The sequence below is a fragment of the bacterium genome, assembly GCA_035527515.1.
Lineage (GTDB): Bacteria > B130-G9 > B130-G9 > B130-G9 > B130-G9 > B130-G9.
Genome location: DATLAJ010000031.1, coordinates 1 through 15,994, shown reverse-complemented (window position 1 = coordinate 15,994; position 15,994 = coordinate 1). Strand labels below are relative to the sequence as shown.

Here is a 15,994-nt window from a genome sequence, read left to right as displayed (position 1 = left end):
GTTTCTGGAGGGTTTGTGTGTGATTGCAAGGCTTGCTAAGAGAGCAACAAGCTCAAATGGCATCCGCTCCTTTATATCGATCGAGATCCCTTGGCCGATCAGGGAGCAGATGGTCCGCGTCCCGGAACTGCTCAAAAACGTCAGAGGCAAGTTCAACTGGTCTAGCACAAATAATCTACATATCACTCTCAAATTCCTCGGCGACTGCACTAGAGGGCGCCTCGAGTCGATCTCCAAGAGGCTTGCTGACATCGCCGCCAGGCACAAGCCGTTTGAGATGACTTTTAGCGGGGTTGGCGTGTTCCCCAGTCATGCCGCCCCGCGAATTGTCTGGGTGGGCGTTAAAGATGGGGTCGAGCAGCTCATCAATCTCTCCAAGGATGTGGCCGATTCGATGGAGGAGATCGGCTTCAAGAAGGAATCGCGCCCCTTCAGGCCTCATATCACGCTTGCCAGAATCAAGCACCTAACTTCGAGGGACGAGCTTAAGTCCGCAATTGAGGCTCTGCCCCAGGTTCAAATCGATAGCATGACCGCCGACCACATATTTCTGATGCGCAGTCAGCTCCGCGCAAAGGGGGCGATTTATACGGTGATAGAGCGGCTGTGCTTCTCAGGTGACCAGAGCGCTCCTGAGTCGCAGACCCCCAGCCCTGGCCAGGCCTAAAGCCGTATTCGGGTGCTCTCTCTGGGGCCACGCGATAACGCCCTTTCTGCCGACTCGCCAAAGCGCAGGGCGGGGCCGTCGCGCTGCGGAGCGTAGCATCTCGCGAGTCGCTGTCGTTGAAAACGCTGGCGGCTGGGACTATGTTATTTGACGCATCTTTTCTGGCGCCTGTAGCTCAGTAGGATAGAGCAACGGACTTCTAATCCGTAGGTCGTGCGTTCGAATCGCACCAGGCGCGCCACTCTATAGCCGCGGACTCGGCGATTGAGGCATCAAAACTGGCCTCATAGAAGAAGTGCCTGTTTACGCGGGTTCTTGCTGACGTGTCCACCAATAAACTGCACGCTTGCACATAAGCGGCTGAACGATGCCGCCAACGGGCTTAGTAAGAACCAAAGGCGAGCGATTGTGCGTAGTTCGCTCGGTTCCTTCGTGCCTGGGCAGTATTCGGTTCAGTAACATACTTCTCGAGGCGAGAGAGATTGACCGCTCTGATAATCACTTGGCCGCGCCCGCTGCCATCTATCGGGCTTCGGACCCAAATCCGCTGCTCCTGGCGGCCTTGAAGCGCGGAGAAAACGGTCGGTCGGAACTCGACCTTGGCCTGGTGCTCTAGACTCCTGCTCTCTGGACGAACTCCCTATTCCTTCCCAAGGGACTCACGAATCGCCGTCAGTTCAGAGGGCGTGATCGACCATATGTCCGAGGCTAGCTGGTCGATCTTCAGCTCGAGGTCGTTGAGGCTCCCCTGGTGACCACAGCTGGCAGCATTGTGACATTCGGTGCTCAGTCGGGACAGCTCCAAATGCGACTCCTCACTCTCATCGAAGTGTGGTGTTTTTATGAAATCGAGGACTTTGGGAGATGCCAAGCCCCCCCCACCGCCGGGATTGAAAGCTCGGATGCAGAGGTCGACAGGGCTGCTGCCGAAAAGAGCACTGAAATAATGTGCCTCAGTCTCATCGTCAAACGCTGCGAGCGCGAGGTTGTGCTCTGGCACAACGATCCTGCCGTTTTCTTTGCCCACCACCGTGGATCTCACTCCGATAGATATCCATGCCCACACGACCTTCCACGGAGCCATTGTGTAGGGACCGACAGCGAACATTGAATAGAACGGTCCCGTTTCCATCAGACGCCGCACGGAACTACTTGCCCGACCCCACAGAGTTCCTCGTTTTGACTCCTTCCGGTCTCCCTCAAATCGCTTCAGGTAGGCAAATGTCTTGGGGTAATCCTGCTTCATCTTCGATTCGGGGATGCCGATGCGAGTCTCGGGATCCTGGGCAAGGATGATGTGACAGGACGGCTGGGCTCGCCAACGACGGACATCTCTGCCGCGCAAAAGCGGATAAACAAGGTTGGGCTCGATCACGGTCTGAACGCGTTCGACCTTGATCTTGCCGACATTGTGCAGATTCTCGACCAGCAGATTGCCATCCGGCAGCGTCTCAAGGATACGGATCCAGTAGCATCCGTTCAGGCCACCGGTGTTGACGCCTTCGTATGCCCTATAATCGCTTTGACCGATCACTTTCAGCAGGCCAGGCAGCGCGTTCTCCGGGGCCGTCAACCACGGCGAGGACAGGTTCTGGGATTGCACGGGATTTGCGGATAAGGTGGCCTGCTCGGTCATGGCTAAGACCGCCGACAGCGGCTCGTCCTGATTGATGCGGGACGGGCCAGACCAGGTCACGTATGGGACCGGATAATCGAAGCCCTTACTTTGTTTCTCACAGACAAAAACGGCCGCCCGGTTTGTCGCTCCCTCGAAGAGCTGCATTGCGCTCATGTTATGAACTATGACTGGCTTCAAGAATACCGTCCTCTTGCTCTTCTTCCCCTCTGTCAGGGGCCCCACTCCAAAGCCCAGGTTCCTGAAACCATCTCCGGCCCCCTTAGTCTTGAATACGCTTTGCGTAATCACAAAGCCGAGCCTCCCTCCCACCGGAAGGTAGTTGTCCACAGCGGTATAAACAAAAAGCATGGAAAGGTCTTTCTTTCCGCCGCCAAGCCTGCCCTCGCCGCCCGAGAGCGAGAATAACCCGTATCGCTCCCATAGCGGCTTCATTGAGTCCCGGTAATCTTCTGGGAGGTTCTCCCAGTTGACCCAGGGTGGATTGCCGGCGACATAATCGACTTTCTCGATGAATAGCGGAGCGAATGCGTTCTTGATGATCCGTGCCCAGATGCCGTTCTGATTGCCAGCGTCCAGCTCGCGCAGCCTCTCATAAAGCTTCTCATGATAGGCCCTTTCCTGGACCGAAAGGCCATCAGCCTCGCATCGTGCGATGAACTCGTCAGTGCTGTATCTGTCGCGGACACATGTATTTAGAGCTTCAGCATACTTAGCGATTCTCTGCTGGTCCTGAGTAACCTCGGTAGGAATAAGGAACGTGCCAGCACTCGTCTTGAGCTCCCTGATATTCCTCGTATCCCTTGCGAACACACCTCCGTATTCCGATGGCGTCATGATCGAGTCGCAAAGATAGACCGGCAGCTCAATCCCGCCGCCGTGCCGGAGCAGGTCACGTATCGCTAGGAGGTAGTTCGTGCGCGAGGCCATGACGGCCAACGGGTTAAGGTCGAAGCCGATCACGTTACGCAGAATCTTCTTGAGAAGGTCATCTTCCTGAAAGCCGCATTCGTGCCGGTGTTCGTCAAACCAGGCCTTGACGCGGTTTATCGCCATGACAAGGAATGTGCCGGAACCGCAGGCGGGGTCGAGCACTCGCTTATCCGGATTCCCGTCGTAGCCGAGCTCGTTTAGCGTCAATTCTGCGAGCCAATCAGGTGTGTAATACTCGCCGAGGTCGTGCCGGACGCTCTTTGGGAAGAGCCTCTGGTAGAGCTTTTTCAATAGGTCGCGGGACTCTCTCGGCTCAACGCTGAGTGTGTTAGGGTCGTAGTCATCTAAGGTCTCGACCATCCTTCTGATTGTGCGCTCCAGCCGCTCATTCCAGGCGTCGATATACCAAGAGAAGAGGTCGCCCTCGAGGAAGTTGCGGATGCCCAACTTCGACCAGATGCCGCCTCGCTCTAATTCCTGTAACTCGAGCCGCAGCTTCTCCGATGTGGGTGCATCGACCAATCTCTTGAGCGGAGACATTCTCAACGGCGAGAACGAGGAGACGGTCTCGGCTGCGAGGAGCTTAATCAGAATCGCGTAGTAGGTATGAACGGCAAACAGGAGTTCCGCGGGGCTTGCGTTCGGGATGAGGTAATGGTTGCCAAGCTTGTCTATCCTTGAACTCCTGCCGTGAATATCATAACCACAGACCTCGCCGAATAGAATCTGCCACTGCTTGAAGAAGGTCTGCGCCTTAGTACCATTTGCCTTCGAGATGACCTCATAGATGCTGTGAATGCCGTCCTCGGCGAGCGTGCTTCCCTCGGCAAAATGGGCGCTGAGATTGTCAGGCGTGAAGGAATGTCCCCGAGCGCCCAACGAGACAAGCGCTCGCAGAAGCCTTTCAGCGACATACGCTGTGATGGGATGGGCCTCGGGAGGGTCAAATTGGTTCCCCAAACGCTTGACGAAAACCATGTAGTTCCCGTCGCACCCTACCCCCAGGATGCGCTCCATACCTACGTGCTCAACACGTTGAAGGTCTGTGAAGCGCTTCTGGATCTGGGTGACTACCGCCTTGACGCCGGGCGCATTGGGGTCTTCGCTGAGCTTGCCTGCCCCCTTGGGATGCTTGTATTCAATGACGACGCCGCCATATTTCGAATCGATTCGTCCGCCTGCAAGGCCATACTCGTGCCGCCCGCGTATATCCAGGTTGGCCTTCTCAATAAAGTCGTCGATGAGCTTGTTACACTCGTGCCGAGCATCCTCTTCGGTCTTGGCATAACGAGCGATCTCTGGCATCTTAGCGGCCATCATCGCGGCGTGATCCCGAATCAGCGCCTCAAGGTTCTGTTCCATCCCGTGCTGTCCCTTGCAGCATTACGCCTGTTCAACCCATCAGAGAATAGCGTCACGATAAGAAGCGTCAGTTATCGACAGAAGATACTGTAACATGCGAAGCTCGTAAAGGGAGCTTGGCCGGAGGCCGCTTCGCAGGAGCTTCTAAGCCACGACGTGCCGAGGTCAATGAGACCGATGCGAAGAAGTCGCCGTCCGCCACGCGACTGGTTCAACGCGCCTCGCCCTGTTTGCTGAGATATTGCTCAACCAACAGATTATGAGAATTCTTCAACTCAAATCCACTTGCGCTGCTGTCGAATCAGATCGGAAAGGATGTGCCTCACATAGCGCTTATCTCGCTTGTCAAACAGGCATTTGCGGATCGCTGTCGCCAATCCACGCGGGCGATCGAGCTCACCAAGCAAAACAAGACCTGCATCGCTCGCAACCCGAGCTCTGTTGAACTGAACCCGGACACGCTTTCTCCGTTTGACCTCTGGCCGGCGGTCATTAGTGAAGCTGGTTTCCTGGCCCGGGGAAGTACCTACTTCACCCAGTCCTTGATAGTGCCGTAGCCGTCCCAGACGACCTCGCCTGTGTCGGCGTGGACGCACTGGATGGCTTTTCTGGGACAGTGGCCCACACACCAGCCGCAGCCGAAGCAGTGCTCTCGCTTGACCTCGGGAATGCCAGCCCCTTTGTTGCGCGTGATCGCGCCATAGGGGCACAACTTCTCGCAGACGCCGCACATATTGCACTTGTCGGCGTCGAACTCGGGGATGATCGGGGTCAATTCAGCCATAGGGTTCTCTCTGTTCCACTCCCTGAGGTAGCGGAAATCCTTGACGACGCAGCCCTGGAAATCCTCAATTGATCCATAGCCCTTCTTGTCCATGAACTTGCCAAGGCCTTTGACGCACTCCTTCAGGACGCCGACGCCCCGTGAGTAGATGGAGGAGCAAAGACCGGCGAGGCCGCAGCCGGCCATCAGGTAGCGGACACAATCGTCATAAGTGAATGAGCCGCCGCCGCCGAGAACGGGGATGTCCACCGTCGCCGTGATCTCCATCACCTTCGCCAGCGAGAAGAGCTGCCAGGGCCGCCCGATGAGGCCCCCCATCGACGATGGCACGCCGAAGAATGTCCCCGTCTCGTGGTCGATCCAGCAGCCGTAGAACGCGTTGTTGGCCGAGATTGCGGCCGCGCCCGCCTTCTCAACCGCAAGCGCCACCCCGGCCATGTTCACGCACTGCGGCGTCATCTTGAACATGATAGGGATATCGACCGCCTCAACGCACGCCTTCGTAACCTTGTAGGCCGTGTCCGGGTCCATCGCAAGCGGCGCCCCCACGGCCTTCTGCGCAGCCACCGCGCCGAACGTCGCATGCGGCCCGCCAGTGTCGAGCTCGACCATCTTGACCCCCGCTGCCTCCATGTCCTTCAAAAACGGTATCCAGGTCTCAGGGTCCGCCCCTATGCCCGAGCAGGAGCCTATGAACAGCACATCATGCGCCTCGCACGTCTTGAGGCATTTGGGGAGCTCCTCCTCAAGCCACTTCGGATACGGCATGTTGTGAAACATCTGGCTGCAAACCCACGCATCCTTCAAATCGCTCCCAAATCGCCTCAGCGAGTAGAAATACGGCCTCGGCCAGCGATGAGGCCCATCGATCTCGTGCACCGTCTTGCCGATGATCCAGCCAATGCCCTGATCCACGCAGCGCCTCAGCAGCCGCTCGTGCCCCCCAAAGTCGCACGACGTTACCCCAATCGGGTTCTTAACCCCAATACCACAGAACTCAGTGCGCAAATCCGGCATGTATCTTCTCCTTTTAGCGTCCCTATTCCCTACTTCGCGCCCTACTACAACTCAAGGGAGCGGGTAGTGGTAGCTCCTTCGTGTGTCTTCGTGAACTTCGTGGACGCAAATCTATCAATAAAAGTGATCCACGAAGCGATATTGGCGGCAGTATGTTACATCATTCGGCCTACGGTTGTTTTCAGGCCAAGACCATCAATAATCGCAACCGCCTTTGCCAGGTCGGCCTCCATGGGCAGGCGATACCTGTCGAATGGCGGTTTCAGGCCGAGGGAGCGGTACTTGTCGGCGCCGAGGGCGTGCATGGGGTTTATATCGATGTGTTCGACGCCGAGGGAGAGGGCGAGCTTGGCAGTGGCGGCGATGTTGTCCTCAGAGTCGTTGAAGCCGGGGATGAGGGGGAAGGAGATGCGCACCGCGGTCACTTCGGACATCAAGGCTGCGTTCTCGAGGACCAACTTGTTGTCAACGCCGGCGCCGATCTTGTGCATCTCGGGGTCAATATGTTTGATGTCCAGCAGGACTAAGTCGGTGTATTTCATCGCCTCCTCGACGACCTTAGGCGGAGCAAAGCCGGACGTGTCGAGCACGGTTGAGATGCCCCGATTGTGGCAAGCTTTGAGCAATGCTATGCAGAATTCCGGCTGGAAGAGCGGCTCGCCGCCGGTCAGCGTCAGGCCCCCGTCGTCGCCGTAGAACGGCAGGTCCTTCTCTATCTCGAGCATCAGTCGCTCAACGGTTATCGCCTCGCCCACTGGACGCAGCGCACCGTTGAGGCATTCATCGGCGCACGCCATGCAAAGCGTGCACATCTTTCGGATTATTCTGTTGTTCACGTCGGCCGCAACCGCTCCCTCGGCGCACACCTTCAAGCATGCGCCGCATTCCTTGCAGCGGCTGGCGATGAAGTATAGCTGCGGTTTGGGGTCGATGGTCTCCGGGTTCGAGCACCAATCGCAGCGCAGCGGACAGCCCTTCAGGAAGACCGACGTCCGAATGCCAGGGCCGTCATGCGTCGCGAAGCGCTTTATCTCCGTGATGATGCCTTTTGTCGTCAACGGTGTCCTCCGTAGGGGCGATTCACGAATCGCCCTCGTCTGACATGACCGAACAATATCAAGGGTACGGCAAGCAGCACCCCTACGCGCCGAGGCCTAGCCTGTGTCACCGCAATCTGTGTAATCTGCGTAATCTGTGGAAAAAACCCTAAGCGGGCGTATGCAATACGCCCCTACGCGCCGTATATGAGCTTTGCTGGGACCTCTTTGGCCATGACGTTTATGTCCGCCTCGCTCACGCCCTGGGCCAGGAGCGTTTTTATGAACATCTTCCAGCCGGGCACGGGCTTGTTCCCGGGCTGGCCGGCGTCCGTGATGAGCACCAACTGTCCGGGGCCCCTCTCCTTGATCAGCTCTTTGATTAGCGCAAACGAGTAGTCAAACGCGATGACCCAATCCTGCATCCCCGGCCAGGGTATGCAAGAGCACTCGGCGAACTCGAGGTAGCCGCCGAGGTCGATCATCTCCTTCGCCTCGTCAGGATTGAGAATCGTCATCTCCTGGGTTACATGGTCCAACAAGACCTTCACATCCATGCCCATTTTCTTGACGTACTTTAGGACGGCCGCCTTCTCCTCGTTGGAGACGTGGCACGTTGATAGCACGACCCGCTCGCCCTTGGAGTTGCCGTTGTACTCGGCCATCACATCGAGTATCTGCTTCATCTCAGGCGTGAGCTCATCGGTCCCATCGGTAACCGAAATGCCGCCCTCAAGCCCCATCGCCTCCCGCTGATGTCTGGCGTCGAGCGACGGCAGCCACACCTCCTTGCACCTTCCATAGCCGAGGCACGTCTTGACCGCTTTGGCGTTCATGCCGCCGATGGTCTCGTTCAGGACGATCCCGCCATACACCTCGACGGGCGTGTATTCGACGCCCGCCTCCGCGCAATCCGAGGCCAGCCGGCCAAGGAAGTCCTGGATGATCTCCGCGCAGTTGCTCGTCATCGTATTGTGGTCCTTGAAAACCAGCGCCTTCATTCCCGCCTCGCTCGCCTCCAAACAGGTCTCGACCATCGTCGGCCTGCCCGGGAGCCAGCCGCCAAGAGGCGCCCCGTGAACGTGCACGTCGATGACGCCCTTGAGCAGCTCATCCACCTTTGCGGGGTCGACCGGCTCGCCGGGGTTGAAGTAGATATAGGGCCATGCTGGATGTGTCCTCTTCTTGAGCTCCTCCTCCGAAATCACCCTACCAAACGGCCTCTTCGCCCATTCCTGGCTCGCTTTGCTCATCATTCGCCTCCCTTTGCATCGCATTTGAACGTTGTCATTGTCCTACCACAGAGACACAGAGTTCCACAGAGAAAAGGGAAATTGGCCTTATCTACTCTTCTCTGTGCTCTCTGTGGCTCTGTGGTGAGAATCCTCACTCGGCGGGAAGGCCGATCAGGCGGCCCAGCTTCCGATAAACCCACGGCGATGGTGAATCGATTCTGCACACTTGCTGCCACTTCTCCCTGAGGCCATTGAAATCATCCTTCCGCCACATTGCGCCTATGAATAGACCGATGCTGTCGGCATACTCGCCAATCGCCTGCCCACCAACCACTATTCCGCCTTTGAGGATGATTCTCAAGTAGTCATCACCGCTTTCGCGCTCAAGGAACTCTACATCCCCTTCGTCGCACACGGTCTGCATGGTCTTGCCGAACGTTACCGCATGGGTGTCGAAGAAGTGCGCCCTGGCGAATGAGTGTGCCCCCAAGTAGCTCGCGTTCTCGCCCAGTATATTCTTGGTGACAATGTGGGCCTGCTCGATTGCATTGTGCTTCAGCTGGGATATGCAGCGCTCGCCGGTAAGGGCGTCCAGGGCCTCAACACAATCCCCGCACGCGTAGATGCCCTTCACATTGGTCCCCATCGTCTCATCCACGATGATACCTCGGTTGACCGTGATGCCCGCTGTCTCCCCGAGCTCTTTCTGAGGCGCCACCCCGGTGGCCAAGACGACCGTGTCACACGGGATTCGGCGCTTGTCAGTAACAACCCCTTTTACACCATCATCGCCCTCTATGCGCTGCACCCTCTCGCCAGTCAGAACGTCAATGCCGTAGCCTCTCAGCGCGCCCTCAAGCTGCCTTGCGACCGGCTCATCGAACATCGTCGGCAACATCCAGTCGAGCAACTCGATGATGGTTACCTCACAGCCCCGTTTCCTCAGCGCCTCAGCCGCCTCAACCCCGATGGCGCCCGAACCTATGACGACGGCCGCGCTCCCTCTGTGCCCAAACAGTTTGTCCGCCTCGGTAAGCTCCTTGCAGCTGAAAACGCCCCGCTTGTCCATGCCGGCGATGCGTGGGCTGACGAGGCGCCCCCCGTGGGCCAGCACCAGCTTGTCGTAGCGGTACTCATCTCCACTCTTAGTTACAACGCATTTGGCCTCGGGATCGACGCCGACCGCCTTGTTCTCAAGAACAATCTGGATACTGCTCTGCTCATAGTCATTCAGGGCACGTCTGAAGACCGCCTCCCTCGGGACATCCCCTCCGACGAAGTAGGGCAGCGAACACGGATCGTACTCGGGCCATTCCTCCGCGGAGATGATCGTTATCTCGCAGCGTGCGCCAAGCTCCCGCAGGCCAAAGGCTACCTCATTCCCAGCTATTCCGTTACCAACAACAAGTATCTTCATCGTGTGTTCATGCCTTCGGTGATCAATCTCCACAGCTTGCAGGGCTTCGCCGCGTCGCAGACTCCGGCGAACGGCGAGGCGAACGTATCTGGCCCTCTGCGGTTGTAGTATCCAAAACAGCAGAAGAGTTGTCCATATAAATTAGCCCTGACTACTCAATTAGGATAGACTGTGTTGCTGTAACTCTCACGAAACCGTGGTTGCATTTCGTATTCATGGACGAACCTTCGGCTCGGTCTTTTCACTTAACACAACAGGCTATCCTAGTATAATAGGTGATTGTGGATCGCCAGGTCCTGTTAGCTCGAAACTATCAAGGTTGGGAAACTGGCGGTTCAGCGTCGAGCATCTGTGGATTGTGCAACGGAGGAGAGCGTGGCTGAGGGATCAACCATTAGTAAAAGGGAGATCGAAGGAGCGCCTTCGACGCCCAGGGTCGAGAAGAGGTACAAGCTGCTGCTTCAACACGAGCCGTTCATCGATTCTGAGAGGGCCGCACTGTTCACCGACTATATGAAGCAGCATTGGACGGCGCCTCGTTATCTCAGGGCCGGCGGCGCGCTGAAGCATGTGCTCTCCAACCTCACGCCGAGAATCTGGGACGAGGAGTTGATAGTGGGCGCCGTCTCCCGCCATTTCAAGGGGACCCAGGTGTATCCCGAATACGAGACTTGGATGTTGGAGGGATTCAAGAGAATAACGCGCGAGGAGGAGCGCTACATTGATGGCACGCTCCAGAAGGGCAAGGGTGATCGGCTGGGTATCTATCTCATCAGCCCCGAAGATAAGGAGAGGATACTGGACGTTGCCAAGTTTTGGGAGGGGAAGGACTGGAGGACCCTCGCCGAGAACTGCCTCAGGGAGACCAAGGAGGATTTCAACCTCGTTGAGAAGTGGATGCAGCAGCTTGTCTTCCTTCGATTTATGTTTGACGTTCCCGAGGGTCGGGTCATAGTCGATTACCAGAAGGTCATCGATGAGGGCATTGAAGGCTTGATTGCTCGCATCAACGCCAAACTCGCTGGCATAAGCGAACTTAACTCAAAGGAGAAGTTCGACAGATACAGCTTCTATAAAGGCGTGAAGCTCGCGCTTCAGGGTGTTATCAACTTCGCGGAGAACTACGCGAAGGAGGCGGAGCGTCAGGCCGGTGGTTGTGGGGAAGCGAGGCGCAAGGAGGAGCTGCTTGAGATCGCACGGGTCTGCCGCAAGGTCCCGCGAAAGCCGGCGGACACATTTCGCGAGGCGATGCAGTCGTTTTGGTTCGCGCACGTGTGCCTCTTCATCGAGCTCAACGGCCGGGGCATCTCTCCTGGCCGATTTGACCAGTATATGTATCGGCCGTTCAAAAGCGATATCGATGCCGGTGCCATGACCGAGGAAGGGGCTCTGGAACTTCTGGAGCTCATGCGGATCAAGTGCGCCGAGGTCACGCGGGCGCACGCCACCTTCACCGAATCCTACCTGGGCGGCAGCGTGTATCAGAATCTTACCTTAGGAGGTGTGAACAGCGACGGAAAGCCGTGCAGTAATGAGCTCTCCAATCTCGTTCTGAAGGCGGGCATCAACGTCAAGACGTGGCAGCCAACCATCTCCGTCCGGTGGTGTGAGAACATGAGCCACGATTTCAAGCTCAATGTTGTCGATTGCATCAAGGCGGGCTCCGGATACCCGGCGCTCTTCAACGACAAGATCGCGACCGAGCGCTTCGTGAACGTGACCGGCGCAAGCCTCGGGGACGCGAGGGACTGGGCCCCGTGTGGGTGCGTTGACATGCAGATTTGCGGCAAGCGCATGCCCATGTATGCGGTTCCGCATACGAACAGCCTCAAGCTCTTCGAGTTGGTGCTCAATGGCGGGGTGAATCCTGTGACGGGGGACAAGCTCGTTGACGTGAAACTCGACGTCGAGAAAGCGAGCTACGAGGAGATTGTCGAGGAGTACAAACGCGTTACGGAAGTCGTCGTTCGCCGGGAGGAGGACTACTGGAACACAATCATGCTCATGCACAACGACATCGGCCTCGTTCATCCTTTCATGACGGCGCTTCTCGATGACTGCATCGACAGGGGCCTCGACGCCTACGAGGGTGGGTGCCGATACAGCGATCCGGCCTACGTGATCTCCTGCGGCATGGTGAACGTGGCCAATAGTTTGGCGGCGATCAAGAAGTACGTTTTTGACGACAAGACCGTTATTATGAAAGAGATCAAACAGGCGATCAGGGACAACTTCGTGGGTCATGAAAGGCTGAGGAAGATGCTTCAGGACGCGCCGAAGTTCGGCAATGACGATGACTATGTGGATGCTATCGCCGTGGACCTCTACCACGCGTGGTCGCAGTGCGCGCAGCAGGTCAAGAACTGGGTCGGGGAGCCCTGGCGTCCCAGCACGTTGTCGGTGACCACCCAGGTGCTGCACGGTAAGGCGTGCGGGGCCAGCCCGGATGGGCGGTTGGCCGGCGAATCACTTGCCGATGCGGCGCTTTCGGCCTTCCCCGGAACCGACGTCAATGGCCCGACCAGCCTCATCAAGTCCGCCTCGAAGGTCAACGCCCAGGAGCTACAGGCGACGCTGTTCAACATGAAGTTCCATCCGGCCGCCATCGAGGGCAAGAAGGGCGCGGAGAAGTTCATCAAACTCAATGAGACATACTTCAGACTCGGCGGCTATCACGTGCAGTACAACATCGTTGATACGAACATGCTCATCGATGCCCAGAAGAATCCTGAGCGATACGCGGACCTTATGGTGAGAGTCGCCGGGTTCACGGCCAGGTTCATTGATCTTGGCCCCGATGTGCAGCGGCAGATAATAGAACGAACGCAATTCGGCGAATCGGAGATTTGATAAGAGGTTTTCACCACAGAGACACAGAGAGCACAGAGGAAAGGTAGATAAGGTCAATTCATCTCTGTGGAACTCTGTGTTTCTGTGGTTGAATAATCAAATGAATAGGGGAGTGACGCAATGCCACAAGCGACAGGAGTGAAGATCATTGTTGTTGACCCTGACAGGTGCACGGGCTGCCACAGCTGCGAGATGGCGTGCTCCATCAAGCATTTCGGCTTCTGCGGCTCGAACTACTCGCGCATCAGGGTTCAGGAGTTCAGGGAGGTCAACACGTTCATCCCAGTGATGTGCCAGGCGTGCGTGGAGGCGATCTGCGTCAAGGTCTGTCCGATGAATGCCCGTGTCAGGTTGGGAAATGGCGCGGTGGTCACTGACGAGGACAAGTGCATTGGCTGCAAGGCGTGTATCCACGCCTGCCCGTTTGGCGCGGCGGTTGTGAATCCAGACACCGGAAAGACCATGAGCTGCGACCTGTGCGAGGACGACGAGCTCGGCCCCTGGTGCGTGAAAGCCTGCACGATGCAGGAGGCGCTGAAATACATGGACGCCAGCGACGCCGCCAAGGCAAGAGGCCGGGACTGGGCCAAGAGCCTGAAGAAAGATTACGAAGTGCCAACTACCAAGGAAGAAGAGTTTGGCTTCAGCTTCAACATTGAATAATCCTGACGTATCAAAAATGGTTTGCTTTTGTCGCATGAATCTAAATGTCCTCAATTCCCTGAAGGGGAATGACAACAGTAGCCGTGGGTGGAACCCACGGGCAATGCAGCCAAAACAACCCACCGACCCTGAAGGGGTCGAACAATCAATTCGGTGCTATGAAGACATGGCAGGTGGCGCTAACCCGCCGATTCAGAACTAGGGAGAAACAATATGCACGGATATATGGGTCAACGATTGAGGTTTGATCTGACCGATAGGACCTACGAGATTGAGAAGCTGTCCGCCGATTACTGCAAGAAGTGGATAGGCGGTCGGGGCATGAACTCGGATGTAGTATATCACGAGACGCGGCAGGGCATGGACCCGTTCGACCCCGCCAGCCCGCTCTGCTTCGGGGCCGGGCCGCTTGTGGGGAGCTTTGCCCCGCTGTCGGGCAGGACGACCATCAGCGCTCGCTCGCCGATGACCTGCTCAAAAATCGGGACGAACCATCATGGGCACGGCGATACCAACATGGGTGGCTCGTTCGGGCCAAAGATGAAATATGCCGGCTACGACCAGCTCATCATCAAGGGCAAGGCCGATAAGCCGATCTGGGTCTTCATTGATGGGGACAAGATCGAGTTCCGCGACGCGAGCCATCTCTGGGGTCTCGGGACCAAGAAGGCCACAATCAAGATACTCGAGGAGCTCGGCGACCCCGACATCAACGTCGCTGTCATCGGGCCGGCCGGCGAGAAGCTCGTTCGGTTCGCCTGCATAATGAGCTCCTTTAGCGCCTCTGGCGGGCGGACAGGAATGGGCGCCGTGATGGGCGCGAAAAACCTGAAGGCGATCGCCGTCAGGGGAAGGAGACCCGTCACTATTGCCGACCCCGAGGGATTCATGAAGGCGGCATGGGAGCTAAGAGGCAAAATCCACACCTCAGCCTCCGCGATTCGGCGTCGGGCGGAGGGCTCACTCGACCTGTTCGACGTCGGCAACGCTATCGGCATCAACGCGCACAAGAACTGCTCCACGGGCTACATGAAGGACATTGAGACGCTCTATGGCGGGGTACAGTGGGCGAACCAGTTCCTGTTCAGAAGGAAGGGCTGCTGGTCCTGCCCAGTAAGCTGCGGCAGATACACATACATCAAAGAAGGGGAATACGCGGGGTTCCATGCCGGCGGCCCTGAGATGGAGAGCCTCTGCAACCTCGGCCCGAGAATCGACTCCGCCGACTTGCCCGGCGTAACGGTCATGTGCGGCATCGTGAACGAGCTGGGCATGGACAGCATCTCGGCCGGCGCGGCGCTTTCGTGGACGATGGAGGCGTTCGAGAAGGGCTATATAACGGAAAAGGACACCGGCGGCGTCAGGCTCGAATGGGGCGATGTAGAGACCTCGATGAAGGTGCTCAACATGATCGCCGAGAGAGAAGGCTTCGGCGACCTGCTGGCCGAAGGCAACGTCCGCGTGGCGGAGAAGCTCGGCGTCGGCATGGACATCGTGCCTCATTGCCGAGGCCTGGAGCATATCAGCGTTGATCCCCGCATCGCGCTGGGGTTCAGCCTCGGCTACGCCATGTCCACGCGAGGCTCCGACCACCTCAAGAACTACTCCTGCCTCGAGTTCCCGGGCTGCGCCAAGAGCCGCGCGTATCAGATCGAGGAGATATTCGATAAGAAGCTCGCCAAGAAGTTCTGGGAGGACTTCCCGTCCGAGATGACCAAAATCGACACTAAGCCTATGCTCTGCACCTGGTCGGAGCGGAACAAGTGCGTGGCGGACGCGGTCGGCTGCTGCTGCCAGGCCATCGGCTCCTGGGGCGGGGCGGGTAACTGGCAGGAGGCATACGCGCCTCTTCTGAGGCTGGCGACCGGCCTCGCATTCCCTGACGATGAGATTTTCCTCGCGGCGGAGCGGATCATCGCCGCGGAGCGGGCGCATTGGCTCAGGGACGGCAGCGCCAAGCAGGACGACACGCACATTGACCGCTACTTTGACGAGCCCGTCGTTGATGGTCCCCACAAGGGCCTCAAACTCGACCGGAAAGAATGGGCGTGGGCCCAAAAGGAATACTACAAGCTCCACGGCTGGGACGAAGACGGCTTCATCACGCCTGAAAAGGCCAAACAACTAGACCTCCCCGAGATAATCCCCGACATGCGATCCGGCAAGGAAATATATGAGAACTGGATGGCGAAGATCGCGGAGGGCAAGATCGAATAACCGCCTAATGAAGAGGCGCAGAACCGGGATGAACAGCGAGGAGATACGGAGCCTCTGAAGCCTCGTTAAGTTGCGTGTGTAAAGTTCTGCAATTTGGTATTTGTCGTGGTTCTCTATGGTCTTAATCGTCGTGTTGACGATGGTTCACGTCATGCGGTTTTTCTCAATACCTCCTT

Annotated in this window: 9 protein-coding genes and 1 tRNA gene; 5 read left to right on the top strand and 5 right to left on the bottom strand. The window is 57.4% G+C overall.

Annotation, left to right across the window (positions count from 1 at the left end; all coding sequences use genetic code 11):
* The coding region (thpR, locus tag VM163_02050) for an RNA 2',3'-cyclic phosphodiesterase (GenBank protein HUT02657.1) at nucleotides 1-667 on the top strand (667 nt) is incomplete at its 5' end.
* 164 nt (nucleotides 668-831) lie between these two features.
* Nucleotides 832-908, top strand: a tRNA-Arg gene (locus VM163_02045).
* Nucleotides 909-1,307: 399 nt separating this feature from the next.
* Here the strand turns inward: VM163_02045 and VM163_02040 are convergent.
* The 5 genes from VM163_02040 to VM163_02020 form a co-directional block, all read right to left on the bottom strand.
* The gene (locus VM163_02040; GenBank protein ID HUT02656.1) at nucleotides 1,308-4,598 is read right to left on the bottom strand and encodes an N-6 DNA methylase; all 3,291 of its coding nucleotides are present in this window, start codon (nucleotides 4,596-4,598) and stop codon (nucleotides 1,308-1,310) included.
* 526 nt (nucleotides 4,599-5,124) lie between these two features.
* Entirely contained in the window at nucleotides 5,125-6,399 is a 1,275-nt protein-coding gene (locus VM163_02035) for a 4Fe-4S binding protein (protein ID HUT02655.1), read from the bottom strand.
* A 155-nt stretch (nucleotides 6,400-6,554) separates the two neighbouring features.
* A complete protein-coding gene (locus tag VM163_02030; protein ID HUT02654.1) occupies nucleotides 6,555-7,457 on the bottom strand; it encodes a glycyl-radical enzyme activating protein in 903 nt (300 codons plus the stop codon).
* A gap of 173 nt (nucleotides 7,458-7,630) precedes the next feature.
* Entirely contained in the window at nucleotides 7,631-8,692 is a 1,062-nt protein-coding gene (locus VM163_02025) for a DUF6282 family protein (GenBank protein ID HUT02653.1), read from the bottom strand.
* Nucleotides 8,693-8,822: 130 nt separating this feature from the next.
* A complete protein-coding gene (locus tag VM163_02020; GenBank protein HUT02652.1) occupies nucleotides 8,823-10,088 on the bottom strand; it encodes an FAD-dependent oxidoreductase in 1,266 nt (421 codons plus the stop codon).
* A gap of 375 nt (nucleotides 10,089-10,463) precedes the next feature.
* On the opposite strand from VM163_02020, the gene VM163_02015 reads away from it, so the two are divergent.
* The 3 genes from VM163_02015 (at nucleotide 10,464) to VM163_02005 (ending at nucleotide 15,818) form a co-directional block, all read left to right on the top strand.
* A complete protein-coding gene (locus VM163_02015; GenBank protein ID HUT02651.1) occupies nucleotides 10,464-12,938 on the top strand; it encodes a pyruvate formate lyase family protein in 2,475 nt (824 codons plus the stop codon).
* Between the two features lie 120 nt (nucleotides 12,939-13,058).
* Complete coding sequence (locus tag VM163_02010) at nucleotides 13,059-13,601, top strand: 4Fe-4S dicluster domain-containing protein (GenBank protein ID HUT02650.1); 543 nt, start codon at nucleotides 13,059-13,061, stop codon at nucleotides 13,599-13,601.
* A gap of 213 nt (nucleotides 13,602-13,814) precedes the next feature.
* Nucleotides 13,815-15,818: an aldehyde ferredoxin oxidoreductase family protein gene (locus tag VM163_02005; GenBank protein ID HUT02649.1), complete on the top strand. Its 2,004-nt coding sequence runs from the start codon at nucleotides 13,815-13,817 to the stop codon at nucleotides 15,816-15,818.
* Nucleotides 15,819-15,994: the final 176 nt, after the last annotated feature.

What these genes read in the sequence shown, in the direction of transcription:
- VM163_02025 (HUT02653.1), bottom strand. Translation starts at nt 8,692, where the DNA reads ATGATGAGCAAAGCGAGCCAGGAATGGGCGAAGAGGCCGTTTGGTAGG.
- VM163_02010 (HUT02650.1), top strand. Translation starts at nt 13,059, where the DNA reads ATGCCACAAGCGACAGGAGTGAAGATCATTGTTGTTGACCCTGACAGG.
- VM163_02005 (HUT02649.1), top strand. Translation starts at nt 13,815, where the DNA reads ATGCACGGATATATGGGTCAACGATTGAGGTTTGATCTGACCGATAGG.
- VM163_02040 (HUT02656.1), bottom strand. Translation starts at nt 4,598, where the DNA reads ATGGAACAGAACCTTGAGGCGCTGATTCGGGATCACGCCGCGATGATG.
- VM163_02020 (HUT02652.1), bottom strand. Translation starts at nt 10,088, where the DNA reads ATGAAGATACTTGTTGTTGGTAACGGAATAGCTGGGAATGAGGTAGCC.
- VM163_02035 (HUT02655.1), bottom strand. Translation starts at nt 6,399, where the DNA reads ATGCCGGATTTGCGCACTGAGTTCTGTGGTATTGGGGTTAAGAACCCG.